At 39.1% G+C, this 25,837-nt stretch carries 13 protein-coding genes; 8 read left to right on the top strand and 5 right to left on the bottom strand.

From position 1 onward, the window contains the following. Positions 1-54: 54 nt before the first annotated feature. A complete protein-coding gene (locus V7K55_RS18950; RefSeq protein WP_334834044.1) occupies positions 55-1,236 on the bottom strand; it encodes an aldo/keto reductase in 1,182 nt (393 codons plus the stop codon). A gap of 101 nt (positions 1,237-1,337) precedes the next feature. After that, a complete protein-coding gene (locus tag V7K55_RS18945; protein WP_334834042.1) occupies positions 1,338-7,256 on the bottom strand; it encodes an amino acid adenylation domain-containing protein in 5,919 nt (1,972 codons plus the stop codon). Positions 7,257-8,792: 1,536 nt separating this feature from the next. On the opposite strand from V7K55_RS18945, the gene V7K55_RS18940 reads away from it, so the two are divergent. The 8 genes from V7K55_RS18940 (at position 8,793) to V7K55_RS18905 (ending at position 21,095) form a co-directional block, all read left to right on the top strand. Continuing rightward, positions 8,793-10,235: a sugar transferase gene (locus V7K55_RS18940; protein ID WP_334834040.1), complete on the top strand. Its 1,443-nt coding sequence runs from the start codon at positions 8,793-8,795 to the stop codon at positions 10,233-10,235. 202 nt (positions 10,236-10,437) lie between these two features. Beyond that, on the top strand, positions 10,438-11,871 hold the full coding sequence (locus V7K55_RS18935; protein WP_334834038.1) for an oligosaccharide flippase family protein: 1,434 nt from the start codon (positions 10,438-10,440) through the stop codon (positions 11,869-11,871). Between the two features lie 85 nt (positions 11,872-11,956). After that, a complete protein-coding gene (locus V7K55_RS18930; RefSeq protein WP_334834036.1) occupies positions 11,957-13,060 on the top strand; it encodes a glycosyltransferase family 4 protein in 1,104 nt (367 codons plus the stop codon). Positions 13,061-13,067: 7 nt separating this feature from the next. After that, the gene (locus V7K55_RS18925) at positions 13,068-14,333 is read left to right on the top strand and encodes an O-antigen ligase family protein (RefSeq protein ID WP_334834034.1); all 1,266 of its coding nucleotides are present in this window, start codon (positions 13,068-13,070) and stop codon (positions 14,331-14,333) included. Positions 14,334-14,523: 190 nt separating this feature from the next. Then, entirely contained in the window at positions 14,524-15,678 is a 1,155-nt protein-coding gene (locus tag V7K55_RS18920; RefSeq protein ID WP_334834032.1) for a glycosyltransferase family 4 protein, read from the top strand. Positions 15,679-15,762: 84 nt separating this feature from the next. Further along, the gene (locus tag V7K55_RS18915) at positions 15,763-17,064 is read left to right on the top strand and encodes a UDP-glucose/GDP-mannose dehydrogenase family protein (RefSeq protein WP_334834030.1); all 1,302 of its coding nucleotides are present in this window, start codon (positions 15,763-15,765) and stop codon (positions 17,062-17,064) included. Then, a complete protein-coding gene (locus V7K55_RS18910) occupies positions 17,048-18,247 on the top strand; it encodes a glycosyltransferase family 4 protein (protein ID WP_334834027.1) in 1,200 nt (399 codons plus the stop codon). Before V7K55_RS18915 ends, V7K55_RS18910 begins: the two co-directional genes overlap by 17 nt. A 616-nt stretch (positions 18,248-18,863) precedes the next feature. Next, on the top strand, positions 18,864-21,095 hold the full coding sequence (locus V7K55_RS18905) for a GumC family protein (protein ID WP_334834025.1): 2,232 nt from the start codon (positions 18,864-18,866) through the stop codon (positions 21,093-21,095). 161 nt (positions 21,096-21,256) lie between these two features. Here the strand turns inward: V7K55_RS18905 and V7K55_RS18900 are convergent, their stop codons facing one another. From V7K55_RS18900 to V7K55_RS18890, 3 genes are all read right to left on the bottom strand, one after another. Continuing rightward, complete coding sequence (locus tag V7K55_RS18900) at positions 21,257-22,684, bottom strand: right-handed parallel beta-helix repeat-containing protein (RefSeq protein WP_334834023.1); 1,428 nt, start codon at positions 22,682-22,684, stop codon at positions 21,257-21,259. A gap of 791 nt (positions 22,685-23,475) precedes the next feature. Then, the gene (locus V7K55_RS18895; protein WP_334834021.1) at positions 23,476-23,604 is read right to left on the bottom strand and encodes a hypothetical protein; all 129 of its coding nucleotides are present in this window, start codon (positions 23,602-23,604) and stop codon (positions 23,476-23,478) included. A gap of 650 nt (positions 23,605-24,254) precedes the next feature. Then, positions 24,255-25,718, bottom strand: coding sequence for an SLBB domain-containing protein (locus V7K55_RS18890; RefSeq protein ID WP_334834019.1), 1,464 nt, complete (start codon positions 25,716-25,718; stop codon positions 24,255-24,257). Positions 25,719-25,837: the final 119 nt, after the last annotated feature.

Here is a 25,837-nt window from a genome sequence, read left to right as displayed (position 1 = left end):
CGTCTGTACAGGAGTTTGGAGTTATTTCTTGCCCAATTCCCAATCCCCAATTCATCAAGTCTTAGATAGACGTTTGACCTCCTCACCTGCTAATATCTGATGCGCTTGCTCCAGAAATTGCGGGATTTTATCCGCGTGGGGATTGTGGGTGAGACATTGCTGCAAGTTTAATTCGTTTACCCGATCGGCTTTATTACCAGGAAACCAATGACCACCATTACCAAGCAAGTTGTAGCGCATTTTTGCATAATCTACTAGATCGTAGGCGATCGCTAAATTCCGCAGCCACAAAATCACCCGAATGTTTACCTCACCAGGGGTTTCATCAAAAGTAGGTAGATTTGTTTCCCAGGATTTTACCCAATCTTCTCCCAAAGTAGCGATCGCTTCTGACTCTAACCTTGCTAAAATTGGCGGCAAAATTTCTGATGCCCGATCTACTAACTCTAAAGTCTTCAGGTGTTCATCAAAATCTTCTGGTTTTGCTGCTCCTACACTCAGAGTATGCACTTCTTGATGACTCAAACAAAACAAATCATTAAATACCATTGGACTCAATGGGGCGCAAAGATTCACTAATTTTTTTGGAGGTTCATATAACAAACCTCCTTTATTAGATGGACTAATAATAAACACCCCCATATCGTGGCGTTTAGCTGCTTCAATTGCTGCCCAATTCCATTGATTAATGTAGTACCAGTGCAGGTTTACGTAATCAAATAGATTGGTATTAATTGTCTGCACAATTATATCTGTTGAACCGTGGGTAGAAAAGCCAATAAATCTAACTTTTCCCTCTGCTTGCAATTGCTGGGCTACTTCTAAACAGCCACCCGGACGAATGCTATAGTCTAATGACTCAGTATCGTTGATCCCGTGCAACCCTAAAAGGTCAACATAATCTAGCTGGAGATTTTGTAATGATTGTTCAAATGTCTCGCGGAATTCTTTCGCATCTGCCTTTGGGCCAACTTTTGTTTGAACAATTAACTTTTCACGGGCAAACTTGGGTAATATTCTTCCCAATTGCATTTCGGAAGTTCCATAACCACGAGCAGTTTCAATGTGATTAATTCCAACCTCGACTGCCCTTCTAATCGTCGCTTCCAGATTCGCCTGACTATCAGCAGGAATTTCATTATTGGGAACATCTTCCCATTTAAACTGATATCTCATGCCACCGCAGGAAAACACTGGCATTTGTAATTCTGTGCGTCCAAATCGTCTATATAGCATCAGTAGATTGTGGATTGCTTACTAATTAATTTTTAGACTAATAAACGACAAAACGACCCAGCAGTGCTGAGTTGTGTGAATGTGAACTGAAGGAATTAAAATTAATTGTCTAGAGACTGCGCCTGAATTAAGCAACTTCTCAATGTTTCGGCTAACACTTGTACATGGGGTTCCTTAAGTATCTCAAGATGAGATCCGGGAACGTAATGGACATCTAATCCCCCAAGCACTAAGTTGCTCCAGCCGAATTGAGGATCGTATTGTGTGCCTACAGCTTCGTCCCGATTTTCATCTTTTGTCCGCAAGAGAATAGCGCGACCCAGGTAGGGTGAAAGGATATATTCACTCATGGCTTGAATGTTAGTATCTATAATCTTTAAGTGCTTGTCAGTTTGAGGTAAATAAAGTGCGTTTTCTAGGTAACGCTTATATCTGTTTTGGAGATGCTGCTTACGCCAATAGCTCCATTTCACAACCTGTTGCAAAAGATAGGCAGGCCCTTGTTGAACTATTTTATTTAAATGCAAAAAAAGTCTCTTGCTAAATGGTGCTCGCCAACTATAACCTGGAAGACAGGTATCAAGCATCACTAGCATACCAACTTGTTTGCCTTGCTTTTGGAGTTGCCGAGCCATCTCAAAAGCAACTACACCTCCAAAAGAATAACCTCCCAGAAAATAAGGGCCGTTAGGCTGAAGGGTTTGAATTTCTTGAATATAATGGGCTGCCATATCTTCAACCCGCCTATGGAAAGGTTGTTTTTCATCTAGTCCTTGTGGCTGTAGTCCGTAGAATGGTCGATCTGAACCCAGATGCAGCGCTAATTCACGAAAACACAAGACTTCTCCACCCAGTCCGTGAATGCAGAAAAAAGGAGGCTTGGAACCGTTGGCTTGAATTTCTACCAGTGATGACCAGCTAGATTTTGATTCGTCTAAGGTATTTACTAAAGCCTTGTTTGTTACCACACCTTCTTCTTGAGAGATTATTTTGGCTAGTGCCTCTATAGTCCCTGACTGAAACAGAATGGCAAGAGGCAGATTTTTATTAAATGTCTTTTCAATTTGCCAAAACAGTTTTACTGCTAATATCGAGTGTCCTCCTAACTCAAAGAAGTTATCTCTGACACCGATGGGCTGGACACCTAAAATTTGTTCCCAAATTTTGGTTAGTTGCAATTCTAATTCATCGCGGGGAGCAAGATATGTTTTTTCTAAATCAAGCCTTGTTGAGTCTGGTGTTGGTAAAGCACGGCGGTCGATTTTGCCGTTAGGGGTTAGGGGTAGGGTGTCTAGTAAAACGAAAGCACTAGGCACCATATATTCTGGCAGTTGCTGTTTGAGAAAGTGACGCAGTTCGTCTGTGTTTGGTGTCTGTTCTGGGTGAGGAACAATGTAGGCAACTAGTCGTTGGTTTTCTGGATTATCAACTTTAGCTGTAACGACAGTTTGCTGTATGGTGGGATGTTGCGCTATTAAAGCTTCAATTTCTCCAAGTTCAATGCGGAAACCACGAATTTTTACCTGATGATCGATTCTACCGATGTATTCAATATTTCCATCGGGAAGATAGCGAACTAAATCTCCAGTTTTATAAAGTTTTTCGCCTTCCTTAAAAGGATGGGATATAAATCGCTCGGCTGTTAAGTCGGGACGGTTGAGATAGCCTTTAGCAACTCCAATACCACCAATATAAAGTTCGCCGTTTGCACCCAAGGGAACTGCTTGCAGATGGGAGTCGAGAATATAAAGTTGAGTGTTAGCGATCGCTCTACCAATTGGTACACTTTTTAAGTTACTCTCGCTTTGACACTGCCAAAAGGTGACATCAATTGCCGCTTCGGTAGGGCCATAGAGGTTGTGTAGTTCGCATTCCATCCGGTCAAAAAACCGCTCCTGGAGTTCAACAGGTAAGGCTTCTCCACTACAAAATACCCGTTTTAAAGGCTGACAACGTTCTAGCCCTTTGGTTTCTAGAAATATCTGCAACATCGAGGGGACAAAGTGCAGTGTTGTAATTTCCTCTTGGATGATGGTTTTGACTAAGTAAGTTGCATCTCGCTGTCCGCCTGGTTGAGCCATCACTAAACGCGCCCCTGTCAATAGCGGCCAGAAAAACTCCCAAACTGAAACGTCGAAACTAAAGGGCGTTTTCTGAAGAACCCGATCGATTCCAGTTAACTTATAAGCATCTTGCATCCACAGTAAGCGATTACAAATTCCCTGATGGCTATTCATCGCGCCCTTTGGTTTACCGGTGGAACCAGAGGTGTAAATTACATAAGCTAAATCCAGAGGCTTGACCCTTGAATTGGGATTGTGACTCCTTTGTTGGCTAATCATTTCCCAGTCAGTATCTAGACAAACTTTTTGGCTACTTGTAGGGAGGCGATCGATTAAATCCCTTTGGGTTAACAGCACTGGTGCTTGACAATCGCCTAGCATATATGATATGCGGTCTTGAGGATATTCGGGATCGATAGGTACATAAGCACCGCCAGCTTTCAGAATCCCTAACAGTCCGATGACCATTTCTAAGGAACGCTCAATACAAATGGCTACGAGTCCATTGGGCTGGACTCCACAAGTCTGCAAGTAGTGTGCTAGTTGATTGGCGCGATTATTTAGCTCGCCATAGGTAAAGTGCTTGTCTGCAAATTTTACAGCGATCGCATCTGGTGTTTTCTCTACCTGCGCTTCAAACAACTGATGTAGACATTGAGATAAATCATAGTCAATTTGAGTATTATTCCACCCAACTAGTAGCTGATGCTGTTCGGGCGCTGTTAACAGAGGTAAATCGCAAATATGCTGTTCTGGATTAGCGACGATCCCCTCAAGTAAAGTTTGGAAATGCCCTAGCATTCGAGCGATCGTTGTTGCATCGAATAAATCTGTGTTGTATTCAATTCCACCTTTGATCCCCTGTGAAGTTTCTGTCAAATCGAGGGTAAGCTCAAACTTGGCAGCACCGTTATGAACTTCTAGAGGGGTAATGGTCAATCCCGGAAGTTCCCAGAGTTCCTTTGGGGTATTGTGAAAGGCAAACATTACCTGAAACAGTGGCGAGTGGCTCATGTCTCGCTCTGGCTGTAGTTCTTCTACTAGCTTCTCGAAGGGCAGGTCTTGGTGGGCATAAGCTCCTAGTGTTACTTCTCGAACTTGACTAAGTAACTGCCGGAAACTTGGGTTGTCTGCCAGGTTAGTTCGGATGGCCAGGGTATTGACAAAGAAACCAATCAACTCTTCGGTTTCAACTTGGTTGCGGCCAGCAATGGGAGAACCAATGAGAATGTCTTTTTGCCCAGTATAGCGGTGCAGGACTGTCCCAAAAGCCGCCAGCAATGTCATGAAAAGGGTGACACCTTGCTGATGGGAGAATTCTTTGAGCGATGCACTCAGATACTGGGGTAATATCAGGGATTGCACTGCTCCCTGGTAAGTTTGGACTGGTGGCCGTGGTCGGTCGGTTGGTAATTCTAGTACAGTATTAGCACCTGCTAACTGGGTTTTCCAATAGTTGATTTGGCTGGAGAGTTTTTCACCCGATAGCCATTGGTGTTGCCAGACAGCAAAATCGCTATATTGAATGGGCAATTTTGACAATGGAGAAGGCTTACCGCTCAAAAACGCTTCATAAACGGCTGCTAATTGCTGCCAGAAAATGTTTATTGACCAGCCATCTGAGGCGATATGGTGCATGACCAACAAGAGTATATGCTCCTGTTGGTCTATTTGGAGCAAGGTAGCTCGCAGCATCAAGTCAGATTCTAAGTTAAAGGGGTGTTGCGCCTCTTCACTTAGGAGACATTCCACTTGCTCCTGTTTCACCTCAATTATTTTGAGTTCCACTGGTCGAGGCGTGCCAATTACTTGGATGGGGCTACCATCAAGTGATGTAATAAAGTTTGTTCGGAGTGCTTCATGATGGACAACGATCGCATCTAGTGACTGTTGTAATACACTGACGTTTAACTTGCCCCTTAAGCGCTGTGCATTCGAGAGGATATATGCTCGACTGTCTGGTTGCAACTGCTGCAAAAACCACACTCGCTGCTGGGCAAAGGATAAAGGCGCTGATTCCCGGTTGGCTATTTGGGGAATATTTTGATTTTGGGGATCGTTTTCTTGACTCTCGTTTTTGGTAAACCCTTGAGCTAAAGTAGCGATCGTTGGATTCTCAAATAAGAGTTGTAAGGGTATTTCTCTCTGAAAAGCTTGGCGAACCCGAGACATCACTTGAGTTGCTAGCAGTGAATGACCTCCCAATTCAAAAAAATTGTCGTGAATACCTACTTGTTCCAAACGCAAAACTTTCGCCCAGATGCTAGCTAACACCTCTTCTGTAGCATTCTGGGGTGGAAAAAAGTTAGTTGACAGACCAAAATCAGATGTATGCGGTGCAGGTAAAGCGCGGCGGTCTATTTTGCCATTAGGGTTTAATGGCAAGGTGTCCAAAAAAACAAACGAGGCCGGCACCATATATTCAGGCAACCGACCTTGTAAAAAGCGACGCAATTCAACCTGGCTAGTAATTTGCTCTGGTTTGGCAATAATATATGCTACGAGTTGCTTGTCACCAGGAACATCCTCTCTAGCTATGACTAGAGTCTCTGTCAGGGCTGGATGTTGGCTTAATATCGCTTCAATTTCTCCTAATTCAATTCGGAAGCCACGAATCTTCACTTGGTAGTCAATACGACCGAGAAACTCGATATTACCATCTGGTAGGCAACGGGCTAAGTCCCCAGTTTTGTATAAACGTGCGCCAATTTCTAAGCTAAAAGGGTCGAAAATGAACTTCTCTGCGGTTAATTCAGGACGGTTAAGATAGCCTCGCGCTAGACCAATACCACCAATGTGTAGTTCACCTGATTCACCAACAGGTACGGGTTGCAAATTTTCATCAAGGATGTGAATCTCTGCATTGGTGATGGGGCGACCAATGGGAGCAATAGTATAATTAGTGCCGCGTTGGCAAGTCCAGAAAGTGCTATCAATAGAAGCTTCTGTCGGGCCATAGCAATTATGGAGAACATTATCCAAATTCAGTTGAGCAAAAAAGCGTTCTATAAGTTCGGTAGGTAAAGCCTCACCACCGCAGGTAATATGCCTAATGAATCGACAATTATCAATACCTTTCTCTTGCAGTAAGACACGCAGTATGGAAGGCACTAAGGCCAGGACAGTGATTTGCCGCTCAGTAATCACCTTCACAAGATAGGCTGTGTCTTGATGTCCACCAGGGCGAGCTACGATCAATTGTCCCCCAAAACACAATGGCCAGAATATCTGCCATACTGAAGGGTCGAAGCTAAAAGAAATGGTCAGTAAAACTTTGTCTGCCTGAGTTAATCCAAAGGTTGTTTGCTTCCAGTAGAGTTGATTGCAGATCCCACGGTGAGGGATCGTTACACCTTTGGGCTGTCCTGTAGAACCGGATGTGTAGATTACATATATAAGATTATCAGCCGTCGTTTCATTTACAAGATTTTCTAGACTGTTTTGGATATTTCCTTGCCAGTCTGAGTCTAGACAAACCACCTGTGCTTGATGGGGTGGAAGGTTCTTGACCAATTTTTCTTGGGTTAATAATACTGGTGTCTGGGTATCTTCTAAGATGAAGGCTAAACGCTCTGGAGGATATGCGGGATCTAAAGGCACATAAGCGCCCCCAGCTTTGAGAATACCCAGTATTCCTACGATCATCTCCAAGGAGCGTTCCAGGCAAATCCCCACAAGTACTTCAGGCCCAACGCCTAAAGCACGTAGGTAGTGTGCTAGTTGATTCGCCTGTTTGTTTAACTGCTGATAAGTAAGTTGTGTATCTTCAAATACTACAGCAATGGATTCAGGCGATCGCTCAACTTGCATCTCAAATATCTGATGGATGCACTGATCTTGACGATCGGCTGCTTGGGTATTCTTCCATTCCTGTAAAACTTGAGTGCTGATAATGTGAGTGAAGCTATTTAACTGAGTATTTTGCTTATACTCTGAAGTCTCGCTATTTATCTGCATTTTTTATCTATCAGCTCCATCAGGAAATAGGATTTTATTAATTTATTTACTATCGTAATACGCGAAACTGTACATTAACTTTCTCAGTATAGAAGCTTGAGGCTACATAAACAAAGCCTAGCTGGTCTTTCTTAAGAGCGTGATGGGAAGCGAACGGCTTCTGCTTTACAGTACCCAGGATAATACATACATTTTCAAAAATAGTTGGTATTTATAGAGTTGTCACTAATCTATTAGATCGTTTTATGCTTAATATAAATAAATACAATATGTTTACGTAATTTATTTTTCTACTAAGACCTTAAAATCAAAAAAAATATTACCGCACTGCTGAGTTACGCCCATAGAGAAGCATCTGTATTTACAGTTTGACTTTAGTTGACAGATTTCTTTATTTTTGTTTTACATACATAATTATGTTAGTTAATTTAAACATCATACTGAAAAGAATTTATCCTTTTTTCTTAAAATTTACTGGATAGAAAAATAATTATTACCGAATCTTCATGGTGTTTGTTTATATATAAAAATAGTATAAAGTCATAATTATGATTTGCTTAAACAATTAAGTAAGTTGCAAAAATAATTGCTACTACGCAAACGAAGTCTACTTACACGAAAAGCAGGATAATCAAGGATTTAAACCCCATACAAGAGGGTTTGTCCTGGTAGCCGCGACTTTTAATTGTCGGGTTTGGTATGAAATTAGACTTTTAAACAAGCTCAAAGTCTTCAGCTTTTGAGAAACAAAATTAAAGTTGCCTAAAATGTGAGTGATTTAAACACAGAAAATTTCATCAAAAAAAATGACTTTCTCGGATGGTAAAAATGTCTACAATGCAGACATGACAGAAATCTCCAAATATCAAACATTGTTGATATTACTTTGATACCTTAGAATTTATTTCTCATTAATCTGTAACCAATTCTCTAAAAATACTCATAAAACGAACGAAGTTCAACCATGACATCAACTCGTGTAAAGTTTTGTAACAATAGACAAATTTTTGATGCGTTTTGTTATAAGTTATGTATGGGAGTTTGGCTAATCAGTAATTATGCGTAAACAAACAGATAATTTCTAAGCACAACTGAGTTGGTATAGTTAAACATGCTACAGTAAGTTCAGAAAAAGTGCTATCCTAGCCAATAATAAAGTATAACTCTGCAATAGAAGTGTAGTAGTTCGGTTTAATTATTACGTACAGTAACTTAAAAATCTCAATATTTTTACCTGAGCTACTTGCTTATTAACGTCAGGAATTCTATTCAACCATAAGTAAACTCACCAACAAGTCTTTCATTAGCACCTACCTAAAGCTCAAAATTTCCAGACTAAACCGAATTATCCCATGTAACAAAAACTAAGTACCTGGGTAGTAAACAGCACTCAAGCCAACTCCGAGAAAATGTTTTTGATCCAGAACTGTAAAGTTACTCCGAAGGACAAAATCCTTGCATAGCAAAGATATGAGATACCCAACTTTTTTTATATAAAATTCAATCAATCTTTAACTACACCAAGTGTTGCTAACTATGAGTAATCAAAGCATTACAACAAATAAATTCAGTGAAGTACCTTTGGATTTACGCGCATCTTCATTTGTCAGAGTCCGCAAGGGTTCCTGGTGGTTGAGATTAACAACATTATTTTTAGTAGACTATACTCTTTTATCCATAGCATGGATTTTAGCCGGATATCAGTCTTCTTATAATAATTTTACTTGGTATATACCGAGTAATTATTTACCTATTTTAATAACTATTGGCATTCAAATAGGATCGTTAGCTGTCGAAGGTATTTATCGAGAAGGGCAAAAACGTTATGACTATTTTAATATTATAAAATCACTGACTTTTGCTCATGGATTAATCCTCCTAGTTTGTTTTTTGTATAAACCAGTAGTTGATATTACACGTCCAAAATTAATATTATTCTCTTGGTTTCTAAGCATATTTTTTATTTGTAGCGGTAGATATGCTGTTAACCTTACTCTCGAATATCTGCGGAAGCAGAAAAAAATAGTTCGTTCTTCTGTTTTCATTATTTGTGATTCTCAAGATCATGAGCAAATTGCTAGCTTTATAAAAAAAGAGAAACATTATATTGTATCTGGAACAGCTAATGCTAGCTCATTAGACAGATACCAACGTCAAAAAACATTGAGTCAACTTAATGAATTGGGTGTAACAGAAGTTTTTATCTCTTGGGATGCTCTCAAAAATAGAATGTTTTTATGCTGGTTATTTCAAGCATCTGGCATCCAAGTACATATTTTACCGATGGAATTAAAACCAATTTATAGAAATGTAGAATTTAGTAAAATAGGAGGAATGCCTTGTCTAAATTTAGATTGCCCGATAATTACAGGTAAAGATTTTTGGATAAAGCGTAGTTGTGATTTCTGTTTTGCAACTTTGTTTGTAATGTTTTCATTCCCTATTTATTTAGCTATAGCTATAGCTATCAAACTGGACTCTCCTGGCACAGTATTTTATAGGCAAACTCGTATAGGCTTACATGGGCAACAGTTTAAAGTATGGAAATTTCGAACTATGAGGTCTGATGCAGAAAAATTGCAGAAAGAACTAGAAGCTTTAAATGAAACGAAAGATGGAATTATCTTTAAAATTAAAGATGACCCTCGGATTACCCGTGTTGGAAAATTTCTCCGTCGTTACAGCTTAGACGAATTACCCCAACTTTTTAACGTTATCCTTGGAGAAATGAGCATAGTCGGTCCTCGCCCTTTACCTACTAGAGACGTAGATAAGTTTTCTGAACATCATTTTATTCGGCATGAAGTTTTACCTGGAATTACAGGTCTTTGGCAAGTCTCAGGTCGCTCAGACATTGTAGATTTTGAACAAGTTATAAATCTTGATCTGAACTACATTGAAAATTGGTCGCTCGGTTTAGACTTTGAAATTCTGCTCAAAACAGTTATGGTGGTTTTGAAAAAAGAAGGTGCTTACTAAGGTCATAAAAACAAAATGATAGTGGAAACTAGATAATTGTAGTGTTTATGTATAGATTCAAATATTACAATTCACACTATAATTTTTATCTAGTTAAATTTATAACTTTCTACTTTACTGTAGTGATTAGTTAAATGGCAATGACAGAATTTCCTTTTGGTGATTCAAAATGAAATAATTAAGCTTAATTAAAAATTTTAGAATGGTAGAAAAGTATAAATTTATAAGTAATTCTATCTCAATGATAGTTAATCGATTAGCACAAAGCATTACAGCTTTCGTACTAACCTCTGCCATTGCTCGTACTCTGGGAGCTGAAGCCTTAGGACAGTATTTACTAGCGTATAGTTACTACTTCATATTTGTGGGCATTGCTTCACAAGGTCTAAAGACATTGTTTACTAGAGAACTAGCCCGTGAGCCAGAAAGAACACCAGTTTATTTAATGAGTGGTACCTGGCTGCAATTAATATTTAGTTTCTTCAGTTATGGGGCGTTGGTGATTGTAGTTTTTCTGCTTCCCTATAGTTCCAAAACATCGACTATTTGCTACATTATGGGCCTGACGATAATTCCTTTTGCACTTTCTAACATTACGGAGGCGGTTTTTCAAGCCCAAGAAAAGATGCATTTAATTGCCATCGCTACAGTCCCGGTGTATATCCTACGCATCATAATAATGATCTGGGCGATGCGACTAAAATACGGAATTGAATATCTGGGGTGGATTTTGTGTTTTTCAGAAACACTAATTTTGGTCATTGAATGGATTCTTGTAACACGTTTCGTCAAAATACAATGGCAGGTTGATGGTAATTTTATATTTAATACAATCAAAATCGCACGTACATTTTTTGCTATTGAAGCAATAGCTGTAGTTAGTGGTAGAATTCAAATTTTGATTCTTTCCTTATTAGGAAATGAGTTTTTAGTAGGGCTATTTGGTGGGATAGCACAATTGCTACAACCATTTTTAATTATTGCTAATAGTACAACTTTAGCAATTTTCCCTAGACTTTCAAAAGCCGTAGCTCAAGGACGCGATCAGCAGAGGCGGATCACTGAGAACATGATTGAAATCCTATTAATGATGGCATTACCATTATTTATTGGGCTGTTATTTTTTGGCAAAGATTTACTAGTTTTTGTTTACGATCCTAGCTTTGCTCAGGCGAATTTAGCTCTTAGCTTAAGTGCTGCATCATTAATTTTATTGCCCTTTATACGCTCATTATCCTATCTACTTGTAGCTAATGGTTTCGAGATAGTGAACCTGCGTGAAGTAGTTATTACCACTACATTAGGAAGTTTAATTGGTGTGGCATTAGTTTCACAATATCAGTTACTAGGTGCAGCTTTCATGGCATTATTAATGACTATTATTGGTTTTATCCAGTATATTTACTTCACTTATACTCGCTTATTCTCATTAAATTTATGGCGAATTATATGTCGACCCTTACTCATAAGCCTTTTAATGGTACCTATATTCATATTGTTGCAAAAATTTAGCTTAAATTTTATATTCACTTTACTTGTAGCAACTGGTGTATATAGTTTATTTATGATTTATCTAGGTATTCGTGCATTTGGTGGTTTTCGTTTTTTGTGGATGAAATTCTTAAGAGAATCGTAATTGTTTTAATTTGAGATTTTACCAATAATTCATGCAAATTTTTTGAGTAAAAAATTGACGTAAGATAATAATATAATTTTAATTTATGATTAAAGTTGCCCTATTACATTTTTGCTTTGAAGATTACACAATAGAATTAGCAAATAATCTAGTTAAATATGTTGATTTAACGCTAATTCATCCAGAAAAAGTCTCCAAAGTCTGTAGCAATGTTCTTGATTCCAATATTCGTGTCATTAGCTTTCAGAAACCACGGATTCGTGACCCGCGTAACTTATTGTCTATGAGCAGTATGATGCGGATTATTAAAGACATAGAGCCAGATATTTTGCATGTACAAGAAACTAACGATCCTTGGTACGATTGGACTTTGTTGCTCAACAAAATGCCACCATTGGTGACAACTATCCATGACATATTCCGTCACCCAGGAGATAATGTAACTGCATTTGGTTCCGAGTATAGCAGACGTATTGGCTTCTACCGTTCCCAACAATTGATTGTTCATACTCATCAACTCAAAAAAATTCTCATTGAACAATTTCGTATACCTCAAGAGCGAGTCAATGTTCTACCTCATGGAGAACTTGGTAGTTTGTATCAGCGTCGCGGTAGTCAAAATATTCAAGTCCGTGAACCATATACTTTGCTATTCTTTGGCCGTATATTGCCTTATAAGGGATTGAAATATTTGCTTGAGGCTATGCCATTAATTGCTGAATCCATACCTGAAGTCAAACTGATTATTGCTGGAAGAGGAGAAAACATAAGGCACTATTTCCCTAATGGTTATGATGAAAAACGCTATGAGATTATCAATGATTTTATCCCCCTTGAAGAAGTAGGTAATCTATTTCAACGCAGCACAGTAACAGTTCTGCCATACATTGAAGCATCTCAAAGTGGTGTAGCAGCTTTATCTTATGGAATGGGAACCCTGGTTGTAGCTTCTGATGTGGGGGGATTGAGTGAGATAGTTCAGCATAAAAAAGATGGGCTTTTAGTTCCACAGTGTGATGCTCGCTCACTAGCTGATGCGATAATTTGTTTGCTAAACGATCGCGACTTGCAAAAACAGATGCAAGCTGCGGCACTTGCTCGTTGCCAGCAAGATTTAAATTGGTCAAATATTGCCGCTCAAACAGCCCAAATTTATCAAAGAGAAATAAATATGCAAAATAAATATTAGTTAATTTATGAAAAAACTACTAATTTTTGCCGAACAGGGATTCACAGTTGCAGCCTTGCTGATGTATTCAGGGGCAATCTTTGCAGTCCTGCTGTCAGGAGGAGCAGGACAGAATGAATCGATAGAATATGATGGCTCCCTGATTCGGATTATTTTTTTCTTATTATACGCAGTTACCTTCTTACTACTAGTTTTACGTTGGAAGAAAACTCTTTATTTCCTAGTCTTACAAAAAGACCTTCTTCTTTATTCTTTAATAATATTGACAGCTGTTTCTATTACTTGGTCTTTTGCACCGTCAACAACATTAAAAAATAGTTTTACCCTGATTAATTCAAGTTTATTTGGTGTTTATTTTGCTTCTCGATATAGTTTAAAACAACAATTAAATTTACTTGCTTTAACTTTTGGAATTGTTATAGTACTGAGTTTTGTTTTTGCTTTAGCCCTGCCTAAATACGGGATACAAAGCGATCTTGGTAGCCCAAAGTGGCGTGGAGTATTCACACACAAAAACGGACTTGGAGCTAGGATGGTGACCAGTAGTATAATATTTTTTATGCTTGGCTACCAAACTCAAAGACGTAGTTGGCTTTTCTGGGGTGGGTTTAGCTTATCAATATTACTTTTAATACTTGCCGCTTCTACCTCATCTCTAGTTAATTTATTAATAATAATATTGGCATTTTTTGCTTTTCAAATTTGGCGTTGGTCATATAGAATCATGATACCAACTCTAATACTCATGGCAACTATCAGCCAAAGTTTATATTTTTGGTTGTCTAATGATGCTGATGTCCTATTTAGCTCGATTGGTAAAGATGCAACACTGACTGGTCGAACAGACTTATGGCCATTAGTAATGGATATGATTTGGAAACATCCTTGGCTAGGTTATGGTTATGGCGGATTCTGGCAAGGATGGGATGGTGAATCTGCCTATATTTGGCGTATAGTTGGATGGATGCCAGGCCATCCACACAACGGTTATCTAGCTCTTTGGCTTGATTTAGGGCTTTTAGGGTTAGGGTTATTCTTTTTAGGGTTTTGGCGCAGTTATCTGCAAGGATTAGCTTGGGTACGCAGTAGTAAAACAGCACTAGATATGTGGCCTGTTATACACATGACATACATAGCTTTAGCTAGCCTTACAGAATCTTCTTTACTGGAATCTAATAGTTTGACTTGGATGCTCTATGTGGCGGCATGTTTATCAGTGAGAACGACGCATAAAATAAAAATAAAATCATTAAAAAATGCATTGAGAGCATAGAACTTACCAAAATGCTCTAAAGCCATTGTTTTTGTGGTAGTTATTCAGAATCTACCAATTTTGGTATCACAGGTTTATGAGCGGTGCAAAGGTATTATCTGACAACAATAGTTCAACATCAGGAGATGTAAAAATAATCATATTTTGATAAGATTTCATGGGATTATTTTAATTATGGAAGAAGATAAAAATGAGCAACTTTAATTCTTTGGTTGATATATTAACTAAGGATAGGCCGGTTCTTGAAAAAATACAGCCTATTTCTCCCTCTAAAAGTCTCAATATTATCCTGTTAGGCCCTAGCTTACTCCAGCAGGGTGGCATTTCCAATTACGAAAAGCTTTTTTTGGAGTATGCTCCTTCCGAAGTCGATATATGTCATATTGTCACTCATGAAGAAGGAAATATAGCAATTAAAGTCATAGTTTTTTTAAAAGCTGTATGGAAATTTCTGTGGATCTTACAAAGAGAAGAAGTTGATATTGTTCAACTTGAAATTTCGCAGCGCGGCAGTATTTTACGACAAGGAATTATGACATTTTTAGCTTGGGTCTTTCACAAGCCTATAATCTTACATGCTCATGGTAGTCAATTTCATGTTTTTTATGCTGGATTGGCGAAATGGATGCAGCAATTGCTAAGTTGGGTATTTTGCAAGTGTCAACGCTTAATTGTTTTATCAGAAAGTTGGAAAACTTTTTACATAGAAAATCTTGGTTTTAGACCCGAGCAAGTTGTGGTTTTTTATAATCCAGTCAAAGTTCCTGATGAAGTACCACAACGCTCATTATCTGAATTATCTGGAAAAATAAACTTACTTTTTTTAGGAAGAATTGGTCAACGGAAAGGAGCATTTGATTTAATAAAAGCCTTTTCTCTTTTGCCTATTGAATATAAAACAAGATCGAGTCTGATTATGGCGGGGGATGGAGAAATAGAACAAGCAGGCAATTTAGTTAAAACTCTAAATCTAGAAAATTATATAAAACTACCTGGGTGGATAGCGTCAGATAAACGTGATATTCTGTTAACTCAAGCAGATGTTTTTGTCTTGCCTTCTTACAATGAGGGTCTCCCACTAGCAATGCTTGAAGCAATGGCTTGGGAATTACCAGTCATAGTTACACCAGTGGGAGGTATCCCTGAGATAGTTAGTCAATTTGAAAATGGATTAATAGTTAATCCAGGAAATATTGAGGAATTATCAGATGCTATGAAGTATTTAATTGAAAATGAGTCTTTGAGACTTTCTTTAGGAACGAAGGCGAGAACAAGTGTTATTCCTCTAGATATAAAAAAACATTGGGTTGATTGTATGAATTTATATTACTCAGTATTAAATTGAATGGGCTAGAAGAAAAGCGTCTTATGGGCTTGCTTGTTTTGTAATTCATGTTAAAGAATAACAACTGGATAGAACTGGATAGATATGAAAATTAGCATTTTTGGTTTGGGATATGTTGGTGCAGTAACAGCAGCTTGTTTGGCACGAGATGGACATGAAGTAATTGGCGTAGATGTAAATCCCGATAAAGTAGATTTGATCGCCAAAGGAGAGTCGCCCATTGTAGAGCCAGGGTTGAGTCAATTGCTGATTGATGGAGTTGCAGCTAAATTAATCACAGCTACTACAGATACTGAAGCGGCAGTGCTAGCATCAAATGTTTCTCTGATTAGTGTTGGTACACCTCCAATAGAGAGAGGAGAACCCGATCTTAGTTATGTTTGGAATGTGTGCAAACAAATTGCCAAAGCAGCTAGCCATAAGACTGAAAGCCATGTAGTTGTTTTGCGTAGCACTGTTCCCCCAGGAACTTTAGAAAAGTGTCAGAATCTTATAGATACTATTACAGGTAATAACTCTATACATCTAGCATTTAACCCAGAGTTTTTACGCGAAGGTTCGGCTATCAAAGATTACGATCAACCACCTTACACTATTATTGGTACTGAATCTCCTGTGGCAGAAGCAGCAGTCCGACAGATGTATGCGACAGTAGATGCACCCTTCACTGTAGTCAAACCATCTGTGGCTGAAATGGTTAAATATGTAGCCAATTGCTGGCACGCAGCCAAAGTAGGCTTTGCTAATGAAATCGGACGAGTAGCCAAAGCCTTTGGTGTAGATGGACGGGAAGTAATGAACATCATTGTACAGGATACAAAGTTAAATATTTCCCCTGTGTACATGCGTCCTGGCTTTGCCTACGGTGGTTCTTGTCTGCCCAAAGATTTGAGTGCTTTGCTTTACCACGCACGAAATATGGATGTACCAGTCCCTCTATTAAATGCCCTCCCAACCACTAACAGCGTTCAAGTCGATTTGGCTGCCCAGCAGGTATTACGCCTGGGAGTAAGACAGATTGCTGTTTTGGGATTGGCATTCAAACCAGGTACAGATGATTTAAGAGAAAGTCCCGCAGTACTGCTAGTCAAACGGTTGATTGGAGAAGGCTGCCAGGTAAAAATCTATGACCCGGCTGTGTATGAAGCTCGATTAATGGGAACCAACCTTGCTTATATACAGAGTAATCTCCCTCATTTTGAAGGTTTGCTAGTGCCAAATTCCCAGCAAGCTTTGGAGGGAGCAGAGCTTGCGGTAGTTACCCATGCTACACCAGAATTTCACCAAGTACTACTTGATGCCCCGAAAGAAATGCAAATTTTGGATCTAGCCGGGGTCTTTAATCAAACATCTAAGGAGTTAGGTTATCATGGCATCGCATGGTAGTAGGGTACTGATTATTGTTGAGAACCTCCCACTTCCCTTTGATAGACGTGTATGGATGGAAGCCACCACCCTAATAAAAGCTGGATATGAAGTTTCGGTGATTTGTCCTAAAGGTAAAGGCTTTGAACAAGAATACGAGGTAATCGATGGGGTTCATCTTTATCGCCACGACATGCCACCAGATATCAGTTCGGTTTCAGGATATTTACGGGAGTATGCTACAGCCGTTTTTTGGGAGTTTCGCCTTGCTCATCGGGTGTGGCAAGAGCGGGGTTTTGATATTGTCCACATTTGCAATCCTCCAGATTTACTGTTTTTGGTGGCAGGATGGTTCAAGTTTTTCAAGGGTGTAAGAGTCATATTTGACCACCATGATATTAATCTGGAGATGTACGAAGCTAAGTATGGAAGGCGAGACATTTTTTATTATGGACTCTCATTAGTTGAGCGATTGACCTTTGCCACAGCAGACGTAGTTATCTCAACTAATGAATCTTACCTCTCAGTTGCACTTACCCGTGGAGGCAAGAGTCCAGAGGATGTTTTTGTTGTTCGTAGTGGGCCCGACCTTTCCCGTTTTCAACCTGTACCACCCAACCCAGACTACCGTAAAGGTCGAAAGTATCTGGTCGGCTATGTTGGTGTTATGGGAGAACCAGAGGGAATCGATTATCTGCTGCAATCGGTACGCTACATTGTCTATGAAAAGAAACGCCAGGATATTCACTTTATGCTCATCGGTAGTGGACCGATGTTTGAGAAGCTTCAGACCCTATCTGAAGAGTTAGAAGTTAAGGAGTTTGTAGAATTTACCGGGCGTATTCCTGATAACGAACTTTTGGCACGACTTTCTAGCTGTGATATATGTGCCAATCCAGATAAAAAAATGCCCTACAACGATCGCTCGACTATGAACAAGATCATGGAGTACATGGCAATGGGAAAACCCATTGTTCAGTTTGATCTTTTGGAAGGAAGGCGATCGGCGGAAGGAGCATCTGTTTATGCTAAAGGCAACGATGTGGTGGATTTTGCCGAGAATATTCTTGAACTTCTAGAGGATACTGAACGCCGACAAAAAATGGGAGAGCTAGGTAGACAAAGAATGGAGGATAAACTAGAGTGGCGACATCAAGTACCTAAGCTGTTAGAGGCTTATGAGAAAGTCTGGCAACATAAGTAGCAACACGGCAGATGGAAATATCGTGAAAATACATTTGGAACAAGGTTTCAGATATTTATCTGACGATAGTAATACAAGACCACTAAGTATATCGGCGTAAATATTTGTAGTTGCAATAAGGAAGAAAGAGGATTTTAGCCAAGTTTATCTTTCTTCATATAATTTCATATTGTGCCAACTTACTTAGAGAACAGGTTTTTTCCTGAAATTTGTTTGGATTGGCACTCTTTTATTACTCTCGTTAGATAATCTTGAAAGCCTTGTTTATCTATGCTTGATTCCAAACAAGAATTTTGAGAATACAGTTAAGAAGACTCAATATCTGACTATACTTTCATAAAAGAGAGTTAATGGAAGCAAAAATCAGTATTAACTAGTATTGTATGTACTTTTAATTATGCTCCTCAAGGTTCCTAAGTATTAGCTATTAGATTCCCGAAACCGAAGCCTGGAAACGATTTCAGGTTTTTAGAGTTAAATAGTCTATACTATATGTCATATTGTAAAATAGTATCACTCTTAGTTAATAGGTGTGCTTTGTCGCTACTCTAAGTAGAGCAATATTGAGTTTCTTGCTTAAAACCTGTACTTTTGAAGATTTATCTCCGAAAAATCTATGGAATCTAGAGAATCTATTGATTTAGACCTTAATCGTTACCTATTGATCTTGAAACGATGGTGGATACCTGCTGTCGGTATCTTTGTGGGTACAGTTATGCTGAGTGCTATATCCACAACATTTATGAAGCCGTCTTATGAAGCCGAAGGAAAACTTTTATTCAGAGTTCCCTCTTTTAAAGTAGCAGGAAGTAATCTTTCCCCTGGTTCCTCTGAAGGAGGAGACTCAGGAGATTTAAAAGCTTTGGTCGCAACTCAAAATCCTGTAAGCACTCAGATAGAAGTTATTACTTCTCCTAGTTTATTGCAGCGGGCAATAGACAAACTAAAACTCAAAGATAAAGAAGATAAACCTCTGGAAGTACAAGCGCTACAAAAATCCCTAACTCTAAAAATTGTTGGTGGGACAGATGTATTGCGAATTACCTATAGCAGCCATGACCCAGAAGAAGCAGCAGCAGTGGTCAACACAGTGATGAATTTGTATTTAGAAAATGATATTCTGACAAATCGCTCTGAGGCAGCAGCAACTCGTCAATTCATGGCCAAGCAGCTTCCGAAAACTCAAGCTGCTGTTAATAATGCGGAAGTAGCCCTACGTATATTTAAACAAAAGAATCAGATTGCAGATTTATCAGAGGAGACAAAATCAGCTGTTGCAACTATTGGAAATCTAGACAATGAAATGAATACTGTCAAGGCTCAACTGGATGAGGTAAACGCCCAAACGAATGAACTGCGCCAAAAAGTAGAGCTAAATTCTCAGCAAGCGATCGCAGTCAGTGCCTTAAGTCAGTCACCTGCTGTACAGGGAGTTCTTGTACAACTTCAAGAAACCGATCGGCAGTTAGCGATTGAGCGCAGCCGTTTCCTAGATGACAATCCTATAGTTATTAACCTAGAAGCAAAAAAAGCTAATTTAAAATCTCTCTTGCAACAGCAAATTAGTCAGACTATTGGCAATCAAACACAAGTTCCCCAGAACTTATTGCAGATTGGAGAACTTAGGCAAGGTCTGATACAAAACTTTTTACAGTCAGAAATACAGCGATTTGGGTTAACAAAAAGACTCTCCTCTCTATATAATTCTCGTTCTAGCTACGAACAGAGGGTGAAACTCATACCCCAGTTGGCACAAAATCAGAGGGAGTTAGAACGGAAAGTAGAAGTCGCAGAGTCAACCTATCAAACTCTGTTGAAAAAGGTTCAAGAATTACAATTAGTTGAAAACACAAATACAGCCAGTTCTCGGATTATTGCTCAGGCTTTAGTGCCTAAAAATCCGATACTAGTCAAGAAAATGATTGTCTTGGTGCTAGGAGTGATGTTCGGTTTGTTTTTTGCCACCACAATTGTGCTATTTCTAGCTATGAGAGATAAATCTCTAAAAACACTTAGAGAAGTTAGAGATGTATTTGGATATACTTTGCTGGGAATTGTTCCTTTGTCTGTTAAAAAGGTTCGCTCCCGTTACTCAAATTTAGAATTACCAACTCAAACAGTTGCCGTCAGAGATACGCCCTACTCTTTAACGAGCGAAATGTACCGAATGATTCAAGCCAATCTGAAATTTCTGAGTTCAGAGAAAGCACTCAAAACTATCGTGGTAACTAGCGCAGTTCCTAAAGAAGGCAAGTCTACAGTTTCAGCTAATTTGGCTGCTGCGATCGCTCAACTAGGACGTCAAGTTTTACTAATTGATGCAGATATGCGAGTTCCTTCTCAACATCATTTCTGGCAACTAAGCAATGCAGTCGGTTTAAGCGAGGTTCTTGGAGGTCAAGTTGAATTTAATATGGCTATATCTAAGGTAATGGATAACCTTGATGTTTTAACTGCTGGAGTCAGACCTGCCAACCCACTTGCTTTGCTTGACTCGAAACGGATGGCATCACTAATTGAAAACTCTTTATCTCAACATAACTATGATGTTGTAATTATTGATGCTCCTCCACTCCTTTTGGCAGCCGATGCTTTGACTTTAAGTCAAATGACTGATGGGATTTTATTAGTAGCCAGACCTGGAGTGATTGACTCTAACAGTGCTGCTGCTGCCCAAGAAATGCTAGAGAGATCCAGTTACAACGTCTTAGGTTTAGTTGTGAATGGTATCATTGATAAAAATGAATCTAGTAGTTATTTCAACTATGCTAAAGAATACTTTACTCATCAAGATTTGACAAAAGAGGTAAAGCCACAAAAACGTATTCCTGACAAAAGCTCTGTATAAATTAGAGTTTTGTCTCACAAGTTAACTTAACATCATAACTGCTATATCATGTCTGTTTAATTAGCTACAAAATAATAAGCCTGCCTTAGCAGGCTTATTATTTTGTGTAACCCTAACTTCAGTCTGACGGAAGTATGAGCAGGTAGCAATAGATATTATGCTTACTGATATTCGTATGCTCCAATATCATATCTACCACCAGCAGGACGGGGTTTGCCTGTATAATCAGTTTTTAAACCATTCCAATAGTAACCCCTGTTGATCGCTGGACTCGTTGCTTTGAGTCTAAAGTCACCACTTGAAGCATCTACAAACTGTGGGTCTCCTATAACATCGTTAGGCCCCATCGCACCAACCACTGCACCGTTAGTGTACAGATTATAGTTATAGGTAACATTGGTATTCATGTAGCTGCTGTTAGCATTTTTTCCAGCAACACCATAAATAATGTTATTGAAAATCTTGACATCCGATGCATACCCAGCATAGAGTTGCCCTTTCTTTGATAGCTCTGGGCTTTGCTGATTTAAATAAACCGTGTTGTTGACAATATCGATATGCTCACTCTCATGAGCATGAATACCCGAACCACCATTTTTGTATGAGATATTGTTTGCAATTAAAGTCCGTCCTTTATATGCACCATTAGGACCACTTTTTAACTCATCCATAATAATGCCATTCCCGTCTGTGATCCTGCCGACTTGAATCCAGGGAACGTACATACGATTGTTGTAGACCTTGTTGTTGGTCGCAAACATTTTGTATCCTTGGTTATTGTCAGTATTCCGATTCTTCAAGAACGAAATGCCACTGCCACCATAGATACCATACCAGGCGTTATTATACACAGTGTTATTATCCACTTTCACATAATCAGCCGCGATTACTGAGATACCTCCTCCTCCACAGTCATGCACTTTGTTGTTCAAAATATTTATGTGATGAACATTACTACTGCGTCCCTCAATACTTATGCAGGTTCCATTTGTAAGGCGATTTGATGTGTTAGTCTTCTGACTTAACGCATAAGCAAGGGTGATATTGGCATTGTTTCCGACGATCTCTAGACCGTCGATCTCAATATACGAAACTCCATTTGAAAAACCGATACCACTCCATGTGTTATGTTGAATCTTTGGAAAATGTCCAGGATATGCTTTATACGTAATCCAGGCATTAGCAGTTCCAGAACGTTTAATACTTAAGGCACTCCCCGCTTGTCCTGCATTTGTGTACACTCCATTCATAATTAATACTGTGTCGCCAGGGTCAGTTAGGTTTGCTGCCCTTTGAATCGTCCTAAACGCGGATGAGGTAGTGAGTCCGCTATTTTTGTCGTTTCCGGTACCGCTAACATAGTATGTTGTCGCAGGAGCCGCGCTGATTAACTTGCGGCTGGGCAGTGATGTTTCTGGAACAGGCGATGACTGACGAACGTCTTTAAATAAATACTCTGTTATCTTCTCTCCTTGAGCCAGACCTGTTAAGGCCCAGGGAAGTACAAGAGATGCGCTCAAACTGAGAAAACCGAAACCATGAATCATCATAGGGAAAAATAGGGTATGTTGCAAAAACTGAATCGTCAACGGTCAGTAGCTCTAGCCTTAGTAAGTAACTCAGTATTGGAGACAGTCGTATAACTGCCATTTGTAAGTTTATACACGGTTTCCCAGGTTTACACCTGAGAATTTCCACGTAAATATGGCGGAAACGCATTTTGAGCTTGTGTTCCAAAAATGTGCATATATCTAGTAAAAGTACTGAAGAAAAATTATCAGTATCCAGAGTTACTCCATTAATGGACACCAAGCAACCGTACAAATGGCATTATTTCCAATTCGACATCATTCTACTGTGTATACGCAGTATCTGCGGTTAAGATAGTATATCTGTCATCAATTAGTTAATTTACTTAAATAATTCTTATGATAATAAGAATCATAAAATGAGCAAGAGTGAGGTACAGAGAATAATGTATCACCTATAGTTTCTAAACTATTCTCATTATCACAATAATCAGAGTAGCCAAAACAAAGTTTGAAAAAGCCTCTCAATAGCAGATTAAGAATTTCCAGTAAAATTATTATGTTTGTAGCACTTTTTAATTAGTAATATTACTTACAAGCATCATAAAATGAGTACAAAAAAGACAATTTTAAGTAAGTGAGCGTCCAAACTAAGCCACTTATGTAGTTTTCTACGCTAATATTGTTTTATAGTGTGGTCAAGCGATGTCTAGCTTGCTTGTCCGTAAGAGTACGAGAACTGCTTAGAATTTTTTTTTGGAATTAAGAGACGGCTTCGTCTAGCTTGCTTCTCTGTAAAAATATAGGAATCATATTTGATTTTTGAACAAAATTAGATATTTTAGGGTGTGTTAGAACGCAGTTCGTAACGCACCATCATCAAGGGTTTGGTGCTGTACTCTCCGTGCTAACACAACGCCAGTAACACTACGCACAGTCGCTACCGCCCAAGTCGGGAAACGACTGGCTTCCCTACGCATCTTTTCAAAATCAAATACTAGTCTTATATGACTCTAGGGACTTCCTAGAAATCACCTTAATCAAATAAACGAACCACAGAGACACAGAGAACACAGAGAAATGAGGAGAAGAGAGTTTTTTCACCAGTTTTGGGTATTTTTTTATTTGGAAGTCCCCTACACATTTATAAACGCATAATTATTTATTCTTGCCCTCAAAAGGCAGTACAAGAGTGAATTTAATAGTCCCATTTCCCATTATCTATAGTTGTTTCTTATAGCAATCCGAATTAAATTGTGAGGAGATGCAGAGAGCAAAAGTACATATTTATAAGTTTTTCAGCTTTTTTATTTCTAATCAATAATTAAATAGGGCTATACAGCGCTTCCGGCTATTATGCAATACAACTTTTCTCCTTTCCCCTGTTCTGTCAAGGTTTTCAGCTTTAAGGTGTACCTCATAGCTGCCGGAAGCGCTGTAAGCTGTCGGGTATCTAAATTATACTTTTTGGAGTTTTAAAACCTTACAGTAAGGTTTTAAGCTTGAAAAATTAAATGTGTCTTTGCTTATTAAATCTTGACTATTAAGCTTTGACTCATAGATAGTGTAATTTTGGGGACGGGAAGAGTTTATCCACGCCCCCAATATTTATTCACATCTGTATCTTAAACTAGAGTCCGAACAAGTTCAGAAGATTAAGGATAATCCCTAGAGGCCCAGTTATAGTGTTGACGGTATCACCAGTTTGAGCAGCACCAGAGCGGTTGACTACCACAACATCATTATTACGAAGTATAGGATTAGTTTGCTCATTAATCCCAGCCGAGAAATCTATTTTTACTATACGTTTAGTGACAGAACCGTTAGGGTTGAGGCGAATCAAATCAACAGCCTTACTACTAGCTCTGGCATCATTAAATCCGCCAGCAGCGAGTATAGCTTGATTTAAAGAGCTATTCGGCTGAACGTCTGTTAACCCTGGTTTTTTAACTTCACCTACCACGCCAACTTGAATGCGTGTAGGAGACAAAGTGGTAGTAGCTAATTGAGTAGCTTCTGCGGGGTTAATTTCAGTTGCCGTCGGAATAACAATCGTATCTCCATCTTGCACGATGATGTCTTGATTAGCATCACCACTCTGCAATAATTGCCAAAGGTTAATATCTATAGATTGTTCTGAGCCAGTTCTTGTAGGTCGGCGTAACTTAAGGTTACGAACATCTGCCTGTGCTGTAATTCCCCCAGCTAGTTGAATTACCCGCGTCACATTTGGCAGACCAGTGGGAGTGGAAGTGCCACTATTTGCGCCCCCCTGGGTATCTGTGTTACCTGGGGTGACAAGATACGAACCAGGACGGTTAACTTCACCAATAATTGTTACTGTGCGGGGTGTGGTTTGGCTGGCGGCAAAGTTAGATGCAAATAGATTTCGGGATTCTGCGATGTTGAAGTTGGTTGCAGTTGGCACAACTATGGTGTCTCCATCGCGCAAGGTAATATCTTGTGTTAACCTGCCTGTTTGGATGAGTTCCTTCAAATTAACAGTAACGGTTTGCTCTGAAGAAGGTCCTATTTTACGCCGTAATTGAACTTGGGTAACATCCGCGGCTAGGGTTACTCCCTGCGCTGTTGTCAATGCGGCTAATACAGTCGGGTATTGTACACCTGGATTATTCCCTGCTCCTCCGCTCAAGTTCAGGGTGTAAGCTCCTGGACGTGTCACCTCTCCAGCAACGAATATGTTGATGGGACGAGGCGATAACAAATTGACTGAGATTAAGGGACGTTTAAGGAAGCGAGCATATCTTCTGGCAACTTCATCGGATGCCTGTTCAGTTGTTAGTCCTAGAACTGATACACTGCCAATTAAAGGTAGGTTTATTGCTCCACCTGGAGGAACTTGATATTCACCTGTATATTCGGGTACTTCAAATACATTTACACGGATGAGATCGCCGCCTCCTAATAAATAATTAGTATTTAATTGTGTTTGTGTGCTTAGTGATTGTGTAGTTGGTGGTAGTGGTTGTCCCTGAGCTAGACTTACAAATGGCACAACGACATTGACAGCACTTAAGAAAGCTACACCCACAACTGGCTGAGTTAAAAATTTAAACAAACTTGTGTTAAGCATATTTACCTGATATTTTGAAACTACGATCAATAAAGTACTGTCTAAACATTTTTATTTTGACTATACCTAAGTATTCAAGTTCCCCGACACTCTTATTTTCCTCGAAAAGTGTAATTTTC

Source organism: Nostoc sp., from assembly GCF_036919895.1.
Classification (GTDB): domain Bacteria; phylum Cyanobacteriota; class Cyanobacteriia; order Cyanobacteriales; family Nostocaceae; genus Nostoc.
This window is presented reverse-complemented; position numbering and strand designations above follow the sequence as displayed.

What these genes read in the sequence shown, in the direction of transcription:
- V7K55_RS18950 (WP_334834044.1), bottom strand. Translation starts at nt 1,236, where the DNA reads ATGCTATATAGACGATTTGGACGCACAGAATTACAAATGCCAGTGTTT.
- V7K55_RS18945 (WP_334834042.1), bottom strand. Translation starts at nt 7,256, where the DNA reads ATGCAGATAAATAGCGAGACTTCAGAGTATAAGCAAAATACTCAGTTA.
- V7K55_RS18940 (WP_334834040.1), top strand. Translation starts at nt 8,793, where the DNA reads ATGAGTAATCAAAGCATTACAACAAATAAATTCAGTGAAGTACCTTTG.
- V7K55_RS18935 (WP_334834038.1), top strand. Translation starts at nt 10,438, where the DNA reads ATGGTAGAAAAGTATAAATTTATAAGTAATTCTATCTCAATGATAGTT.
- V7K55_RS18930 (WP_334834036.1), top strand. Translation starts at nt 11,957, where the DNA reads ATGATTAAAGTTGCCCTATTACATTTTTGCTTTGAAGATTACACAATA.
- V7K55_RS18925 (WP_334834034.1), top strand. Translation starts at nt 13,068, where the DNA reads ATGAAAAAACTACTAATTTTTGCCGAACAGGGATTCACAGTTGCAGCC.
- V7K55_RS18920 (WP_334834032.1), top strand. Translation starts at nt 14,524, where the DNA reads ATGAGCAACTTTAATTCTTTGGTTGATATATTAACTAAGGATAGGCCG.
- V7K55_RS18915 (WP_334834030.1), top strand. Translation starts at nt 15,763, where the DNA reads ATGAAAATTAGCATTTTTGGTTTGGGATATGTTGGTGCAGTAACAGCA.
- V7K55_RS18910 (WP_334834027.1), top strand. Translation starts at nt 17,048, where the DNA reads ATGGCATCGCATGGTAGTAGGGTACTGATTATTGTTGAGAACCTCCCA.
- V7K55_RS18905 (WP_334834025.1), top strand. Translation starts at nt 18,864, where the DNA reads ATGGAATCTAGAGAATCTATTGATTTAGACCTTAATCGTTACCTATTG.
- V7K55_RS18895 (WP_334834021.1), bottom strand. Translation starts at nt 23,604, where the DNA reads ATGCGTAGGGAAGCCAGTCGTTTCCCGACTTGGGCGGTAGCGACTGTG.
- V7K55_RS18890 (WP_334834019.1), bottom strand. Translation starts at nt 25,718, where the DNA reads ATGCTTAACACAAGTTTGTTTAAATTTTTAACTCAGCCAGTTGTGGGT.